Source organism: Tahibacter soli, from assembly GCF_025717065.2.
Lineage (GTDB): Bacteria > Pseudomonadota > Gammaproteobacteria > Xanthomonadales > Rhodanobacteraceae > Tahibacter > Tahibacter soli.
Window position 1 is genome coordinate 866,794 of the sequence record NZ_JAOVZO020000003.1, and the last position, 14,803, is coordinate 881,596.

A 14,803-nucleotide genomic window follows, 5' to 3' on the forward strand; every position below is an offset into this window, starting at 1 on the left:
TCAGTGCGTCGCGCCGCCGCCGATCCGGCGGTCGGCGCGCGTCGCGAGCGCCGTCGCCAGCATCACGCGCAGCGCGCGCGTCACGTCTTCCTGCGCCAGACTCGGCGCGCCCGCGTGCCGCGCAGCCTGCGCCGGCAGAAACGGGATGTGCACGAAGCCGCCGCGCACGTTCGGGGTCGCCGCGAGCGCATGCATCAGGCCGTAGAACACGTGATTGCAGACGAACGTGCCGGCCGTCTGCGAAATCTCGGCCGGCACGCCCGCGTCGGCGAGCGCCGCGCGCATCGCCTTGATCGGCAATGTGGAAAAATACGCTGCCGGCCCGTCGCGCGCGATCGCGCGGTCGACCGGCTGTTTGCCGGCATTGTCGGGAATCCGCGCGTCGTCGACGTTGATCGCGACGCGTTCGAGCGACAGCTGCGGTCGCCCGCCGGCCTGGCCGACGCAGATCACGACATCGGGCCGGAAGCGTTTGAGCGCCGCGCGCAGCACCGTCAGCGAGCGGCCGAATACGGTCGGCAGCTGCACCGCGCGAATCGTGCGGCCGGCGACGATCTCGCCGTCGAGCGCGCGCACGGCTTCCCACGACGGATTGATCGTCTCGCCGCCGAACGGATCGAAGCCGGTCAACAGCACGTTGGCGGTCGGTTTCATCGGAAGGCCAGAAAATACATCAGCACGGTGTTGACGAACGCGAGCACGATCGCCGTCGGCCACTGCTCGCGGATCACGCCGTACTGGCTCTTGAGTTCGAGCAGCACGGCCGGAACGATGTTGAAGTTCGCCGCCATCGGCGTCAGCAGCGTGCCGCAGTAGCCCGTCAGCATGCCGAGCGAGCCGATGACGGCCGGATCGGCGCCGTGCTGCTTGACGAGGAGCGGCAGGCCGATGCCGCCGGCCATGACCGGGAACGCCGCGAACGCGTTGCCCATGATCACGGTGAAGACGATCATGCCGAGCGCGTAGGCGACGAGACACGCGACGCGGCTGTCGGTGGGAATGATCATGCCGACGAGGCTCGCGACCGCGTCGCCCACGCCGGTCGCCGCGAACACCGCGCCGAGCGCGGCGAGCAGCATCGGCAGCACGACGGCCCAGCTCAGCGCGTCGAGCAGCCGGCTCGATTCGCGCAGCGCCTGGGTCGGCGCCGAGCGCGTGATCATGGTCGCCGCGACGAGCGCGACCGAGCAGCCGACGGCGAGCGCGACGAGCGACGCCTGCTTCGTCTCGACGAGCAGGGGCCCGAGCGGCGGAACGTACTTTGCGACGATGTACACAAGCGCCGTCACCGCCGGAATCAGCAGCGCCGGCCCGAACAATCGATGCCCGAGCCGCGCGGCCTGCGACGTCGCCGCGTCGACGTTCGCCGTCGACGCGCGCGGCATGATGCCGGTGCCGGCGATCAGCGCGAGCACGACCACGGCCGCGCCGACGATCTGCGTCGGCAACCGGTTGCCGGCCTGGTGCGCCGCGAGGATCGCGTCGCCGCCGGCGAACACGACGGTCATGATCGCCCAGAACGTCGCATTGGCCCAGCGTCGGTGGCGCGCATCGAAGAACGCCGCCGCGCCGAGAATAATCGCCGCGAGCCACCAGACGTGCGCGAGCTTAAGCATCGTTCGTCTCGCGCGCCGCCGCGAGCCGCCCCTGGAAGCGCGCGAGCCGCACCGCGTGGATCGCGAACGCCGCGATCGCGGTCGGCAGCGCCCACAGCGCGATGTGCAGCGGCTCGAGCACGATGCCGCTCTTGGCGAGAAAGCCCTGGATCAGGAGCACCGCGCCGAACGCGAGGAATACGTCTTCGCCGAAGAACAGGCCGACGTTGTCGGTGGCCGCGGCCATGGCGCGCGTGCGCTCGCGCGTCGGCGCGTCGAGCGCGGCCCGCGTTTTTTCGGCCGCGGCCTCGGCCATCGGCGCGATCAGCGGCCGGACCGTCTGCGCATGGCCGCACACCGTCGTCAGGCCGAACATCGCCAGCAGCTGGCGCAGTCCGAGATAGGTCGTCAGCAGGCGAAAGACGTTCATGCCGCGCAGTCCCAGGATCCACCGGTGCGCGTGTTCGCGCAGGCCCGCGCGTTCGAGCAGGCCGATCACCGGCAGCGTCAGGATCACGAGCATCGGCATGCGGTTGGACACGAACGATTCGCCGACGAGCGCGAGCAGGTCCGGTATCGACAGGCCGGCCGCGACGCCGCTCGCGAAACCGGCCGCGACGACGACGAGCATCGGATTCAGGCGGGCGAGAAACCCGGCGACGACGACCGCGACGCCGATCAGCGGCCAGTAGTTCATCGGTAGATCTCCCGGTGCGGCGCGGCGACGACGATGCCGGCCGCGACGAGCGCGGCGCGCAGCCGCTGCGCGAACTCGGCCGCGTTCGGCTTGTCGCCGTGCACGCACAGCGTGTTCGCGGCGATGTGCAGCGCGCTGCCGTCGCGCGCGGCGATGTCGCCGCTCGTCGCGAGCGCGACGGCCTGCGCGACCGCCAGCGCCGGATCGCCGATCACGGCGCCGGGTTCGCGCCGCGGCGACAGCGTGCCGTCGGCCTCGTACGCGCGGTCGCAGAACGCTTCGTGCAGCACGGCGAGACCCATTCGCTCGCCGGCGCGCGTCAGTTCGCTGTCGGCGAGGCCGACGAGAAACAGGTTGGCGTCGACGTCGCGTACCGCTTGCGCGATCGCGTCGGCGAGCGCGGCGTCGCGCGCGGCCATGTTGTACAGCGCGCCGTGCGGCTTGACGTGCGCGACGCGCGTGCGCTCGGCGGTCGCGAACGCCTGCAGCGCACCGGTCTGGTACACGACGAGCGCATACGCCTCGTTCGGCGCGATCGCCATTTCTCGGCGGCCGAAGCCGGCGAGGTCGGGAAGCGACGGATGCGCGCCGATCGCGACGCCGCGGTCGCGCGCGAGGCGCACGGTGCGGCGCATCGTGTCGGGATCGCCGGCGTGAAAGCCGCAGGCGACGTTCGCGGAACTGACGTGGGCGAGTACCTGCGCGTCCTGGCCCATGGTCCAGGCGCCGTACGATTCGCCCATGTCGCAGTTGAGGTCGATGGTCGGCATGGTCGCCGATGGTCGCCTAAAGCGCGCGCAGGCGATAGTCGCACTCGTACTCGATGCATTGCAGCATCGATTCGCGCGCGCGTCGCGCGGCGTCGGCCTCGCGCGGGTCGCACCACGCGAAGCGCACCGCATCGCCGGGCCGGCGCTGCGCGAGCCGCGCGCGGTCGACCGCGATCAGGTGCGCGATGCGCGGATAGCCGCCGGTCGTCGGATGTTCGGCCGCGAGCGCGATCGGCTGTCCGCCGGGCGGCAGCTGCAGCGTGCCGGCGGCGACGGCTTCGGATACCAGTTCGAGCGGGTGGGCGAGTTCCAGGCGCGGTCCGTCGAGGCGAAAACCGACGCGATTCGAGTCGGCCGCGACGCGGAATTCGCGCGTCGCCAGCGCCGCACGCGATGCTTCGGTCAGCGCGCCGGTGTGCGCGCCGTCGACGAGCCGCAGCGGCAGCGGCGACGCCGGATCGAACCAGCGCGGCGAGGCGATCGACCATGCCGGCGCGCGGCTTGGCAAGGTGCGCCGCGGTCGGCCGAGCGGCAACAGGTCGCCGGCCGCGAGCGCGCGGCCGCCGAACGGGCCGATCGCGGCGTTGAGGTCGGTGCTGCGGCTGCCGAGCACGGGCGCGACGTCGATGCCGCCGGCGAACGCGAGATAGGCGCGCGCGCCGCGACGCATGCCGCCGCAGACGACGACGCTGCCGCGCACGAGCGGCACCGGCCGCCACGCCGGCAACGGCGCGCCGTCGACGCGCGCGTCGAGTTCGGCGCCGGTCAGCGCGACGACGGTGTCGGTTTCGCAGCGCAGCGTCGGGCCCGTCAGGGTGATTTCGAGCAGCGCGTCGTCGCGCGCGTTGCCGACGAGCGCGTTCGCGAGCCGCGCGGCGACGTCGTCCATCGCGCCGGCATGACCGACGCCGAGTCCGGCGATGCCGTAGCGGCCGCGGTCCTGCACGCTGGTCAGAAATCCGGGCTTGACGACGGCGATCACGCGGAATTCTTTGTGCACAAGGTTTCAAATTCTTCATGGTCGATCGCGCGAAAGCGCACGCGATCGCCGGGCGCGACGAGGTTCGGCGGCGTGCGCGAAAGATCGAACAGCGCGAGCGGCGTGCGGCCGATCAGGTTCCAGCCGCCGGGCAGCGTCTGCGGATAGACGGCCGTCTGCGCGCCGCCGATCGCGACCGACCCGGGCGGCACGCGCGTGCGGGGCGTCGCGCGGCGCGGCGTATGCAGCGCGGGGTCGAGGCCGAGCAGGTAGGGAAAGCCCGGCGCGAAGCCGAGCATCGCGACGGTGTAGTCGCCGGCCGCGTGGCGCGCGGCGGCTTCGGTTGCGGTCAGGCCAGCGCGCCGGGCGACGTCGTCGAGGTCGGGGCCGTCGTAGCGCACGGGGATGTCGACGATGCGCGGCTTCGAAACCATCGCCGATGCATTTTCTTCGATCGTGCCGCGCAAGGTTTCGACGATGCGCTCGTACGCGAACGCCTGCCGATCGTCTGCCCGGAACGCCCCGTCGCAGATCACGCCGAGGCTCGCATAGCCCGGCACGAGGTCGAGAATGCCGGGAATGTCCATGGCGGCGATGCGCGCCGCCGCCGCGTGCACGCGCGCGCTGAGCGCCGCGTCGATGCCCGCGCCGAAGCGAATCAGCACGGCGTCGTCGCCGAGCGGCTCGAACGTCGGCGCCTCGCTCATTCCGCGGCCGGCGCGAGCGCGGCGCGCAACAGGCCCAGCACGCGGGCGCGTTCGTCGGCCGTGTACGGCACGCGCTCGCCGATGCCCCACACGGGCCGCGGCCACGCCGCGTCGCCGACGAAGCGCGCGATCACGTGCACGTGCAGCTGCGGCACGACGTTGCCGAGCGCGGCGATGTTGAGCTTGTCGGGCTTGGCGATCGCATGCAGCACGTGCGCGACGCGGTTGATCTCGTCGAGCAGCGCGTGCTGGTCGTCGCGCGCGAGTTCCGTCAGCTCGCGCAGTCCGGGCATGCGCGGCACGAGGATCAGCCACGGAAATCGCATGTCGTCCATCAGCAGCGCGCGCGACAGTGGCAGTTCGAGCACCGCATGCGTGTCGGCGGCGAGGCGCGGATCGAGCGCGAAGGCGGTCTCGTTCATCGCCCACCCGCCACGTGTTCGTCGAAGAACGCGAGCGTGCGTTCGAGCGCGAGCGCGGCCGACGGCGCGTCGTAGTCGGCGCGCCTGTCGCAGTTGAAGCCGTGGCCGGCCGGGTAGACGTGAATCTGCGCCTGCGGCTGCAGTTCGCGATGCTTGTCGCGCGCCTCGGCAGGAATGATCGGATCGCGTTCGCCGAAGTGGAACATCAGCGGCGCCTTCGCGCGCTCGTGGAGAAACGGCACGCTGCGGCCGCCGTAGTAGACGACGGTCGGCAAAGCGAGGCGGGTGTTCGACAGGAACGTGACGGTGCCGCCCCAGCAGTAGCCGACGACGCCGATCTTTCCGGCCGACGCGATCGCCTCGGCCGCGCTGGCAACTGCGGCGACCGCGCGTTCGAACCCGACTTCCGCGGCGAGCTTGCGTCCGCGTTCGACGCCGGCTTCGTCGTAGCCGAGTTCGACGCCCGATTCGACGAAGTCGAAGATCGCCGGCGCGACCGCGACGTAGCCGGCCCGCGCGTAGCCGTCGGCGACGCTGCGGATATGCGCGTTGACGCCGAAGATTTCCTGCACGACGACGATGCCGCCGCGCGGCGCGCCGGCCGGGTCGGCGCGGTAGCCGCCGATGCACTGCATCGCGCCGGTCGGCAGGTTGACGGTCTGTCCCATGGCGCATCCTCGCTGCGTTTCTCGCGACGAGCGTAGTCGCACCGGCGCGCGTGTCAACCGCGCAGAGGTTCCACAATGCGACAATGCCGCATCATGCCGCGTACGGAACGACGCGGTTGCGTCCGTCGGCCTTGGCGCGGTAGACGGCCGCGTCGGCGGCGCTCAGCAGGCCTTCGAGCGTCGTTTCGCCCGAGCGCTTGAGGCTCGCAAGGCCGATGCTGATCGTCAGCGGGCGCGGCGCGCCGGTCAGCGGCGTCAGCGCGAACTCCACCTTGTCGCGCAGCCGTTCGGCGATCGCGTGCGCCTGCGCGTCGTCGCGGCCGGGCAGCACGGCGATGAATTCCTCGCCGCCGTAACGGCCGAGCATGTCGCCGGGTTCGAGCCACTGCCGCATGATCTGCACGCCGCTCGCGAGCACGCGGTCGCCGAACTGGTGGCCGTGCTCGTCGTTGATGCGCTTGAAGTGGTCGAAGTCGATCATCAGCAGCGCGAGGTCGCGGCCGTCGCGCAGCGCGTGGCGCATCTGCTCGTCGAGCTGGCGCATGAGATGACCGCGGTTGTACGCGCCGGTCAGCGGATCGGTGATCGCGGCCTGGTACAGCTCGGCCGCCTGCGTGCTGAGTTTGGCGTTGACGTTCTGCAGGACGCTTTCCTGCGCGCTGATCTCGGCGTTCTTGCGTTCGAGTTCGCGGTTCAGGCGACGCGACGTGCGATAGCGGTTGAACAGCACGACCAGCAGCGCGGCAAGGCCCAGGCCCACACCGATGCCGATGTTGCGCAGCAGCGCCTGTTCGCGCAGCCGCAGCGACTGCACCTCGTTGTCGAGGCTGAGCAGACGGATGCGCTGGTCGGCTTCCGCGCGCTCGTAGCGCGACTTGAGCGCGGCGAGCTGGCGCCCCGAGCGCGTGCCGAGGAGTTCCTCGCGCAGGTCGTTGCGGCGGTGCGCGTAGGCCAGCGCGCTGCCGAGTTCGCCGCGCGCCTGCGCGACTTCTTCGCGCGCGCCGTAGGCTTCGGACAGCGGCGCCTTGAGCTTTGCCTCGGTCAGCACCGAGATCGCCTCGTCGAGCCGCTCGCGCGCGGTTTTCTCGTCGCCGGCGCGCAGCGCGAGGCGGCCGAGGTACAGCAGCGCGTTGCCGACGATTTCGCGGTGACGCAGGTCGCGTCCGATCGCGAGCGCCTGTTCCAGCGGCGCGATCGCTTCGCTGTCGCGGCCGAGCTTGATCAGCGCGCGCGCGATTTCCACTTGTTCGAGGCCGATGTACGGCCGGTTGCCGAGGCTCGCGTCGATCGCGAGCGCCTGGCGCGCCATCGCGAGCGCCGATTCGGCGTCGCCGATGTCGTTGCTGAAGCTGGCGTAGCTGCCGAGCGCGGCGGCGAGCGACTGCGGGTCGTGCCGTGCCATCGACGCGGCGAGCGCGGCCTTGAAGTTCGTCTTGGCCTGCTCGGTGTCTTCGATTTCGCGGTAGAGCAGGGCGATGTTGCGGTACGACAGGTCGAGCCGTTCGGCGCCGCCGAGCGTCTTGCGCAGATCGAGCGCGTCGAGCTGCAGTTCGAGCGCGCGCGCGTAGTCGCCGAGGTCGCGATGCACCGTGCCGAGATTCATCAGCACCTGCGCTTCGCCGGAGCGGTCGCGCAGCGCGCGGCGCAGCGACAGCGCGGTTTCCTGGTGCGCGCGGGCCGACTCGAGCTGGCCGCGGCGGCGCGCGAAGACGCCGAGATAACCCTCGGCGGCGGCCTGCGCCGCGACGTCGCCGGTGGCGCGCGCGCGGTCGAGCAGGAGGCCCGCGTGCGCGTTCGCGGCGTCGTAGTCGCCCTGGACCAGCGCGAGTGCGGTCGCCTCGTCGAGCGCCAGGATCATCGCGCCGGCGTCGCCGAGCCGCTCGGCGAACGCCGCGACGCGCTTCCAGGCGATGGCCGACTGGCGCGGCGCGCCGAGCGCCTGCTGCAGTTCGCCCACCGCTTCGGCGTACAGCATGCGGCCGCGCGGACCGATCAGCGGTGCGACCAGGTTGTCGGTGGTTTCCCATGCCGAATCAATGGCTTGGGCAACGGTTTGCGCGCTGGCGGCAAGCTTGCCGGCGCTGGACGGCGTGAGATCGTCGGCGTACAGGCCGTCGACGAGGCCGAAACCGGAGACGAGCGCCGCCAGCACGAGCGCTGTCAGCGGGCGGGGGCCGTGCTTGGCGGATCGGTGGTAAGACGGCATCGTCGATCGAACCCCTGCGTTCAATCCGTCCCTGTATGTGGCGAATTGTGCCTTACCGTAAAGCGATGTGAAGTAAACGATTGTGTGGGCCGTTTTGCCCCCGAAAGCGGCTCCGGCGTTATAAAATCCCGCTCTTGCCCGTTTCGAGCCCGTGCCATGTCCCGCCAGAATCCCAAGGTCGGCTTCGTCAGTCTCGGCTGCCCCAAGGCGCTGGTCGACTCCGAACGCATCCTCACGCAGCTGCGCGTCGAAGGCTACGACATCGTGCAGACGTACGACGACGCCGACGTCGTGGTCGTCAACACGTGCGGTTTCATCGACGCCGCGGTCGAGGAATCGCTCGACGCGATCGGCGAGGCGATGGCCGAGAACGGCAAGGTCATCGTCACCGGCTGTCTCGGCGCGAAGGCCGACGTGATCCGCGAGGCGCATCCCGACGTGTTGTCGATCTCCGGCCCGCAGGACTACGCGAGCGTGATGACCGCGGTGCACAAGCAGCTGCCGCCCAGGCACGATCCGTTTCTCGATCTGGTGCCGCCGCAGGGTCTGAAGCTCACGCCGAAGCACTACGCGTACCTCAAGATTTCCGAAGGCTGCAATCACCGCTGCTCGTTCTGCATCATCCCGTCGATGCGCGGCGACCTCGTTTCGCGACCCGTCGACCAGGTGCTCGCCGAGGCCGAAAAGCTGGTCAAGGGCGGCGTCAAGGAGCTGCTCGTGATCTCGCAGGACACGAGCGCCTACGGCGTCGACCTGCGCTATGCCGAGCGCGAATGGCGCGGCCGTTCGTACCGCACGCGCATGACCGAACTGTGCGAGGGCCTGTCCGAACTCGGCGCGTGGACGCGCCTGCACTACGTCTACCCGTATCCGCACGTCGACGAAGTCGTGCCGCTGATGGCGCAGGGCAAGGTGCTGCCTTATCTCGACATCCCGTTCCAGCACGCGAGTCCGCGCATCCTGAAGCTCATGAAGCGTCCGGGCGCGGTCGACAAGGTGCTGGCGCGCGTGAAGAACTGGCGCGAGATCTGCCCCGATCTGACGATCCGCTCGACGTTCATCGTCGGCTTTCCGGGCGAGACCGACGCCGAGTTCGAAGAGCTGCTCGACTTTTTGCGCGAGGCGCAGCTCGACCGCGTCGGCGCGTTCGCGTATTCGCCGGTCGACGGCGCGAAGGCGAACGATCTGCCCGATCCGGTCGACGACGACGTCAAGGAAGAGCGCCTCGAACGCTTCATGGAAGTCCAGGCGGAAATCAGCGCGCTGCGCCTGGAGCGCAAGATCGGTACGCGCATCAAGGTGCTCGTCGACCACGTCGACGCCGACGGCGCGGTCGCGCGTTCGGCCGCCGACGCGCCGGAAATCGACGGCGTCGTGCACGTCGACGACGGGCAGAAGCTCAGGCCCGGCGCGTTCGTCGAGGTCGAAGTGATCAACGCCGACCAGCACGATCTGTTCGCGCGCGTGGCGACCGCGAAACACTGATGCGTTTCGTGGCGCCGGCGCGCGCGGCGATACCGCGCTCGGTCTACGCGCAGGCGCCGCTCGCGGCGTGGCACGAATACGAGCGGTGGCTCGCGCGCGACGATTTCCCGCCGGTCGACGAACTCAACGACGGCTGGGCCGACGCCGGCGGACGCCGCTTCGTCGAACAGACGCCGGAACTGCTCGCCGACGGTCTGCACTACGAAACGCGCATCGCGCAGCACGGCCGGATCGCGACGCGCGCCGGCAACTGGCACGATTTCTTCAACGCGCTGGTGTGGCGCCGCTACCCCGCGATCAAGGCGTCGCTCAACGCGCGGCAGGTCGCCGAGATCGGCGTGATGGGCGACAAGACGCGCAGCCGCGCGCAGTGCGCGCTGACGCATTTCGACGAAGGCGGCGTGATCGTCGTCGTGCGCGATCCGGCGCTGGTCGGCCTGTGGGACGCGCACGACTGGCACGGCCTGTTCTGGCGCGAACGCGCGGCGTGGAACGACGGACGCATCGAGGCGCAAGTGTTCGGCCATGCGCTGCTGGAAATGGCGCTCGTGCCGGACACGGTGATCACCGGCAAGGCGCTCGCGATCGCCGATACCGTCTCGGCGATACCGGCCGTCGCGGCGGCGGTCGAGGCGGGGCTGGCGTTGAACGATCCGCAGGAACTTCGACCGCTGCCGATCTCGGGCATCCCCGGCTGGCACCGCGACAACGCGAGGGAGGCGTTCTACCGCGACGCGCCGTGCTTCAAACCGCTGCGGCCGGGACGTACCTATCCTGCGGTCCTATCAAGATCTTGAGAAACAGGCTTCCTGCCTGTTTCCCAATCGAACGGCGCAAGCAGAGCTTGCGCACCTTCTCCGAGCATCAACCGCTCACGCGATTGATGCTCGGGCGATCCATCCCTGGATCGCTGCAGCAGGTTTCTTTTCAACGGTTTATCGGTAGCGCAGCTATTGGGCGCGCGCGCAGTTCTCGAGCCACACGGTGTGGCGGAACTGGTCGTACTTCGAGAACTTGCCGGTCAACGCGATCTTGTTGCCCTCGCGCAGCGACAGCGTATACGCGGTCTGGTTCTTCGCCATCAGGCAGCTCACGCCGACCTTGAACTGCGGGTCCATCGGACCCGGCTTGATCAGCATGTCGCCGGGCTCGGGAATGTCGTAGCCGATGTTGTAGACGTCGCCGTCCTCCATGATGAACGCGGCACGGCCGTTCAGCGTGAACAGGCGGTCCTTGTAGCGCGCGTTGATGGTCGACTGATTTTCCTTCGCCTGGCGCGCGATCATCAGCGAGAACATCAGCGCCTCCATCTTCTCCGGCGCGTCCGACGTCGCGTCGTTCTTCTGCTTGACGACGAGGTCGCCTGCTGCGCCGGCCTGCACCTGCGTGAGCATCTTGCAGATTTCGGTCTTGATGCTTTCGGCCTTCGCGAACGCGCCGGCGTTGAGCTTCACCTCCATCTGCACCGTCGTCGCGCCGCGCTCGTTCGCCGCGGTGACGATCATCGGAATCGGCTTGTGCGAAAACGATTCGGGCTCTTCGATCAGGAGGCTGCCGCCTTCCGTGTCGGCCGCGAGCACGGTCATCTTCTGCGACTTGGCGATCGCCTGCATCTGGTTGATCGCGCTCGCGACCGTGAGATCGGCGAGCGCGACCGACGAGCGGTACGTCGTACCCGTGAACGCGTTGCCCTGCTTGTTGAAGTTCGATTCGCAGGTGCCGGCGAAAGCGTGCCCGGAGGCGAGCGCGCCGGCGAGCGACACGGAAGAGAGGAAGGCATTTCTATATTTTTTTGCAGTCATGTCGTTCGGGGCGCATTTGTCGACGGCGTGATTCAAGCACACGACGAAGCGCTTCATGACAACACGGCGACGCGCTTTCGGCGCATCCGGGACGAACGGCACGATGCGATACGCAAACCGCATCGCGACCGCCGCGAACGCGCGGCCGTCGCCCGGCGTCATTGCCAGATCTGGCCCGCGACCTGCCGCACCGTCGGCACCGCGCCCACCGTGCGCAGACGAAAGCTGCGCGCCAAGATGTCGGCGAACGGCGGAATCGGCGTCACGCCTTCCTCGTAGCAGGCGAGCCACGGGTAGATCGCGCGGATGCAGGCGGCGCGCACGGCGACACGGGTTTCGTGCGTCGGGCGTTGCAAGGCGGTGCCCCGGTGATGGCCCCGGGCATGGCTAGGGCGTCGCGACCGGCGCATGCAACTGCGAGACCGCGCGTGCGGCGAGGTCCTGCGCCATAGAGAACCGCAGCGGCAATTCGACGCGCACCACCGAGCGCGCGTCGTCGCCGGTATGCAGCGTCAGCGACCACCGGTCGCCGTACAGACAGCGCAGGCGCGAGCGCGTGTTCGCGAGACCGATGCCGCTGCCGGTGTCGCGTTGCGGCGCGTCGGCGGCGCTGCCGTCGTCGCTGACTTCGACGACGAGCGTCGCGCGCGTGCGCCGTATCGCGATCTCGACGACGCCCGGTGCGCGCCGCCGCGCGATGCCGTGGACGATCGCGTTTTCGGCGAGCGGCTGCAGCATCAGCGTCGGCACCAGCGCATGCAGACAGTCGGGATCGACCGCCCAGCGCACGCCGAGGCGATCGCCCAGGCGGATCTGCTCGATCGACAGGTATTGCCCGACGAGCGCGACTTCGTCGCGCACGGCGACTTCGTGGCCGGGGCTGGCGAGGCTGCGGCGCAGCAGGGCCGAGAGCGCGACGAGCATGCGGTCGGCGGCATCCTGGTCGATATGGATCAGCTCCGCGATCGAATTGAGTGCGTTGAAAAGAAAATGCGGATTCAACTGCGCCGAGAGCGTGTCCAGCCGCGCGCGGGACAGGCCCGATTCGAGCTCGGCGATGCGCAGGCGATTCTCGAACGTGTTCTGCATGCGCACCCACGCATAGCAGACGGCGAGCAGCATCAGCGTGCGCACGACGTTGAAGCGAAAGCTGCGCGCAAGCTGCGTCGCGAACGACGGCGCGGGTTCGATCGGGTCGGGCGCCCACGCGTCGAGCCACGGACCGATCGCGGCGAAATACGCCGCGTGCAGCACGAGCACGACGACGACCGCGGCGGCGAGCTTGACGGCGCTCGCTCCGAGCGTGCGGCGGCTCGGCACGACGCGCCGCGCCACCGCGACGAGAAACAGCGTGATCGGAATCCAGCACGCGAGCAGCGTGACGAACGTGTATGCGAACGCCTGCGGCCACGTCAGGCGCGGGTCGGACGCGTCGGGCAGCAGCGCGAGCTCGTCGGCGTAGACGAGGCCGTAGACGGTCCACAGGATCGTCGCCGCGGCGACCGTCGCGAGCATGCGCCGCGTGGCGCCGCGCAGTCCGGAAAAATACCGCCGGCCGACGCCTGCCGGCGTCGCGCTCATTCGTCGGCCGGCACGGCGAGGCCGAACGCCTGCCGCACGGGATCGCGATAGCTGCGTCCCGTCATCACCGTTTCGCCGTTCGCGAGACTCAGCCGGAACCGCGCCGACGGCAGCGGTTCGATCGCCGTGACGGCGTCGATGCGCACGACGATCGAGCGATGCACGCGCGCGAACAGCTTCGGGTCGAGTTCGTCCTGCACCGTGCTGAGCGGCTTGCGCAGCACGAAGCTGCGCGCGCCCGCGCGGATCTCGACGTAGTTCGCCTGCGCCTCGATGCAGTCGATCGTGTCGACGTCGACGAGCTGGATGCGCCGTCCGATCGGCAGCGCGAGCCGTTCGGGATACGCGGTGCCGCCCGCAGCCGGCGCCGTCGCGGCGCGCGCCTGGCGCACGCGGTCGAGCGCGACCAGCAGGCGCTCGGGCGCGACCGGCTTGACGAGGTAGTCGGTGGCCGCGACGTCGAACGCGCGCACCGCGTGTTCGGCGTATGCCGTGACGAACACGACCTGCGCGCACGGCGGATCCAGAAGCGCGAATGCCGAAAAGCCGTCCATCTCGGGCATTTCGATGTCGAGGAAGACGACGTCGGCGGGTCGGCCGGGCCACGCCTCGATCAGCGCATGCGCGTCGGCGTACTCGCCGACGAGTTCGACGTCGGGCTGCAGCGCGAGCAGGCGCTTCAACCGCGCGCGGGCGAGCGGTTCGTCGTCGACGACGGCGGCGCGCAGGGGAGTCATCGTGCGAGCGCTCCGATCGGTTCGGCGGCGACGTCGTTCGCCGCGGCCAGAAAGCGCAGCGGCAGCTCGACGCGTACGACCGACTGCTCGCCGCTGCCGGTATGCAGCGTCAGCGCCCAGTTTTCGCCGTACAGGCAGCGCAGCCGGGCCTGCGTGTTGTTGAGGCCGATGCCGGTGCCGCCCTCGCGCGGCGGCGCGTCGGTCGAGCGGCCGTCGTCGCGCACTTCGAGCACGAGCATGTCGGCCGCGCGCCGGATCGCGATGTGCACCGTGCCCGGCGCACGGCGCCTGGCGATGCCGTGGACGATCGCGTTCTCCGCGAGCGGCTGCAGGATCAGCGCCGGCACGAGCGCCTGCGCGCAGTCCGGATCGACCGTCCAGCGCACGTCGAGGCGGTCGCCCAGGCGGATCTTTTCGATCGCGAGGTATTGCGCGACGAGCGCGGTTTCCTCGTCGACGCGCACCTCGTGTTCGGGACTGACGAGACTGAAGCGCAGGAGCGCCGACAGCGCGACCAGCATGCGGTCGGCCGCGTCCGGATCGACATGGATGAGTTCCGCGATCGAATTGAGCGCGTTGAACAGAAAGTGCGGATTCAACTGCGCCGACAGCGCGTCGAGACGCGCGCGCGTCAGGCTCGCTTCGAGCTCGGCGATGCGCAGCCGGTTCGCCTGCACGTTCTGCCAGTAGCCCCAGCCGTAGGCGAGGCCGACGATCAGCCACGTCATCATGAAATTGAAGCGCACGCTGTGCCAGAACACTTCGGAAAACGCCGGCGTCGCGTCGTACCAGTAGCGCAGCACCGGATCGAGCGCCCATACGTACAGCGCGCGCAGCGCCAACACGGCGGCGACCAGGACGCACAGTTTCGCGGCGCCCGCGATGCGCATGCCGCGCGACAGCGGGATGCGGCGCACCGCCGCGACGATGAAGATCGTCAGCGGAATCCAACAGGCGACCAGGCCGATGAGGCTGTGCTCGAGCGCGAGCGCCCACGTCACGCGCTCGTCGCGCGGCGCCTGGAGATTGACGAGCTGCTCGGCGTAGATCAGCCCGTAGATCAGCCACAGCGCCGTCGTGACGATCAAGGTGGTGGCGGTTCGATGCATCCGACGAACGCTAGACGACGCCGCGACGGTATACAAGGGCAGTGC

At 69.7% G+C, this 14,803-nt stretch carries 16 protein-coding genes; 2 read left to right on the top strand and 14 right to left on the bottom strand.

Annotated elements, in window-relative coordinates; translation table 11 throughout:
* The 9 genes from pcp to OD750_RS06310 all read right to left on the bottom strand — a co-directional run bounded on the left by pcp (nt 1) and on the right by OD750_RS06310 (nt 8,044).
* Nucleotides 1-654 (bottom strand): pyroglutamyl-peptidase I, encoded by a 654-nt coding sequence (pcp, locus tag OD750_RS06270; RefSeq protein ID WP_263543401.1) that lies wholly within the window; start codon nt 652-654, stop codon nt 1-3.
* Nucleotides 651-1,616 (bottom strand): DUF979 domain-containing protein, encoded by a 966-nt coding sequence (locus OD750_RS06275; RefSeq protein ID WP_263543402.1) that lies wholly within the window; start codon nt 1,614-1,616, stop codon nt 651-653. Before OD750_RS06275 ends, pcp begins: the two co-directional genes overlap by 4 nt.
* A complete protein-coding gene (locus tag OD750_RS06280; RefSeq protein ID WP_263543403.1) occupies nt 1,609-2,292 on the bottom strand; it encodes a DUF969 domain-containing protein in 684 nt (227 codons plus the stop codon). Before OD750_RS06280 ends, OD750_RS06275 begins: the two co-directional genes overlap by 8 nt.
* The gene (locus OD750_RS06285) at nt 2,289-3,062 is read right to left on the bottom strand and encodes a LamB/YcsF family protein (RefSeq protein ID WP_263543404.1); all 774 of its coding nucleotides are present in this window, start codon (nt 3,060-3,062) and stop codon (nt 2,289-2,291) included. Before OD750_RS06285 ends, OD750_RS06280 begins: the two co-directional genes overlap by 4 nt.
* Nucleotides 3,063-3,078: 16 nt before the next feature.
* On the bottom strand, nt 3,079-4,062 hold the full coding sequence (locus OD750_RS06290; protein ID WP_263543405.1) for a 5-oxoprolinase subunit C family protein: 984 nt from the start codon (nt 4,060-4,062) through the stop codon (nt 3,079-3,081).
* A complete protein-coding gene (gene pxpB / locus OD750_RS06295; RefSeq protein ID WP_263543406.1) occupies nt 4,041-4,748 on the bottom strand; it encodes a 5-oxoprolinase subunit PxpB in 708 nt (235 codons plus the stop codon). Before pxpB ends, OD750_RS06290 begins: the two co-directional genes overlap by 22 nt.
* Nucleotides 4,745-5,170 carry an HIT domain-containing protein gene (locus OD750_RS06300; protein WP_263543407.1) on the bottom strand — a complete coding sequence of 142 codons (426 nt, stop codon included), beginning with the start codon at nt 5,168-5,170 and terminating at the stop codon, nt 4,745-4,747. The genes pxpB and OD750_RS06300 overlap by 4 nt, the downstream gene beginning before the upstream one ends.
* Nucleotides 5,167-5,838, bottom strand: a complete 672-nt coding sequence (locus OD750_RS06305; protein WP_263543408.1) for a dienelactone hydrolase family protein — start codon at nt 5,836-5,838, stop codon at nt 5,167-5,169. The genes OD750_RS06300 and OD750_RS06305 overlap by 4 nt, the downstream gene beginning before the upstream one ends.
* A gap of 91 nt (nt 5,839-5,929) precedes the next feature.
* Nucleotides 5,930-8,044: a tetratricopeptide repeat-containing diguanylate cyclase gene (locus OD750_RS06310; RefSeq protein WP_263543409.1), complete on the bottom strand. Its 2,115-nt coding sequence runs from the start codon at nt 8,042-8,044 to the stop codon at nt 5,930-5,932.
* 156 nt (nt 8,045-8,200) lie between these two features.
* On the opposite strand from OD750_RS06310, the gene rimO reads away from it, so the two are divergent.
* Together rimO and OD750_RS06320 are read left to right on the top strand one after the other, a co-directional pair.
* Nucleotides 8,201-9,529 carry a 30S ribosomal protein S12 methylthiotransferase RimO gene (gene rimO / locus OD750_RS06315; protein WP_263543410.1) on the top strand — a complete coding sequence of 443 codons (1,329 nt, stop codon included), beginning with the start codon at nt 8,201-8,203 and terminating at the stop codon, nt 9,527-9,529.
* Nucleotides 9,529-10,326, top strand: coding sequence for a DUF3025 domain-containing protein (locus tag OD750_RS06320; RefSeq protein ID WP_263543411.1), 798 nt, complete (start codon nt 9,529-9,531; stop codon nt 10,324-10,326). The genes rimO and OD750_RS06320 overlap by 1 nt, the downstream gene beginning before the upstream one ends.
* A 153-nt stretch (nt 10,327-10,479) precedes the next feature.
* On the opposite strand, the gene OD750_RS06325 is transcribed toward OD750_RS06320, so the two are convergent.
* Genes OD750_RS06325 through OD750_RS06345 form a run of 5 tightly spaced genes read right to left on the bottom strand, consistent with a single transcriptional unit; the run spans nt 10,480 to nt 14,758 of the window.
* Nucleotides 10,480-11,493 (bottom strand): hypothetical protein, encoded by a 1,014-nt coding sequence (locus tag OD750_RS06325; RefSeq protein WP_263543412.1) that lies wholly within the window; start codon nt 11,491-11,493, stop codon nt 10,480-10,482.
* The gene (locus OD750_RS06330; RefSeq protein ID WP_263543413.1) at nt 11,490-11,687 is read right to left on the bottom strand and encodes a hypothetical protein; all 198 of its coding nucleotides are present in this window, start codon (nt 11,685-11,687) and stop codon (nt 11,490-11,492) included. The genes OD750_RS06325 and OD750_RS06330 overlap by 4 nt, the downstream gene beginning before the upstream one ends.
* A 31-nt stretch (nt 11,688-11,718) precedes the next feature.
* Nucleotides 11,719-12,912: a sensor histidine kinase gene (locus tag OD750_RS06335; RefSeq protein WP_263543414.1), complete on the bottom strand. Its 1,194-nt coding sequence runs from the start codon at nt 12,910-12,912 to the stop codon at nt 11,719-11,721.
* Nucleotides 12,909-13,649 (bottom strand): LytR/AlgR family response regulator transcription factor, encoded by a 741-nt coding sequence (locus OD750_RS06340; RefSeq protein ID WP_263543415.1) that lies wholly within the window; start codon nt 13,647-13,649, stop codon nt 12,909-12,911. Before OD750_RS06340 ends, OD750_RS06335 begins: the two co-directional genes overlap by 4 nt.
* Nucleotides 13,646-14,758, bottom strand: a complete 1,113-nt coding sequence (locus tag OD750_RS06345) for a sensor histidine kinase (protein ID WP_263543416.1) — start codon at nt 14,756-14,758, stop codon at nt 13,646-13,648. Before OD750_RS06345 ends, OD750_RS06340 begins: the two co-directional genes overlap by 4 nt.
* Nucleotides 14,759-14,803: the final 45 nt, after the last annotated feature.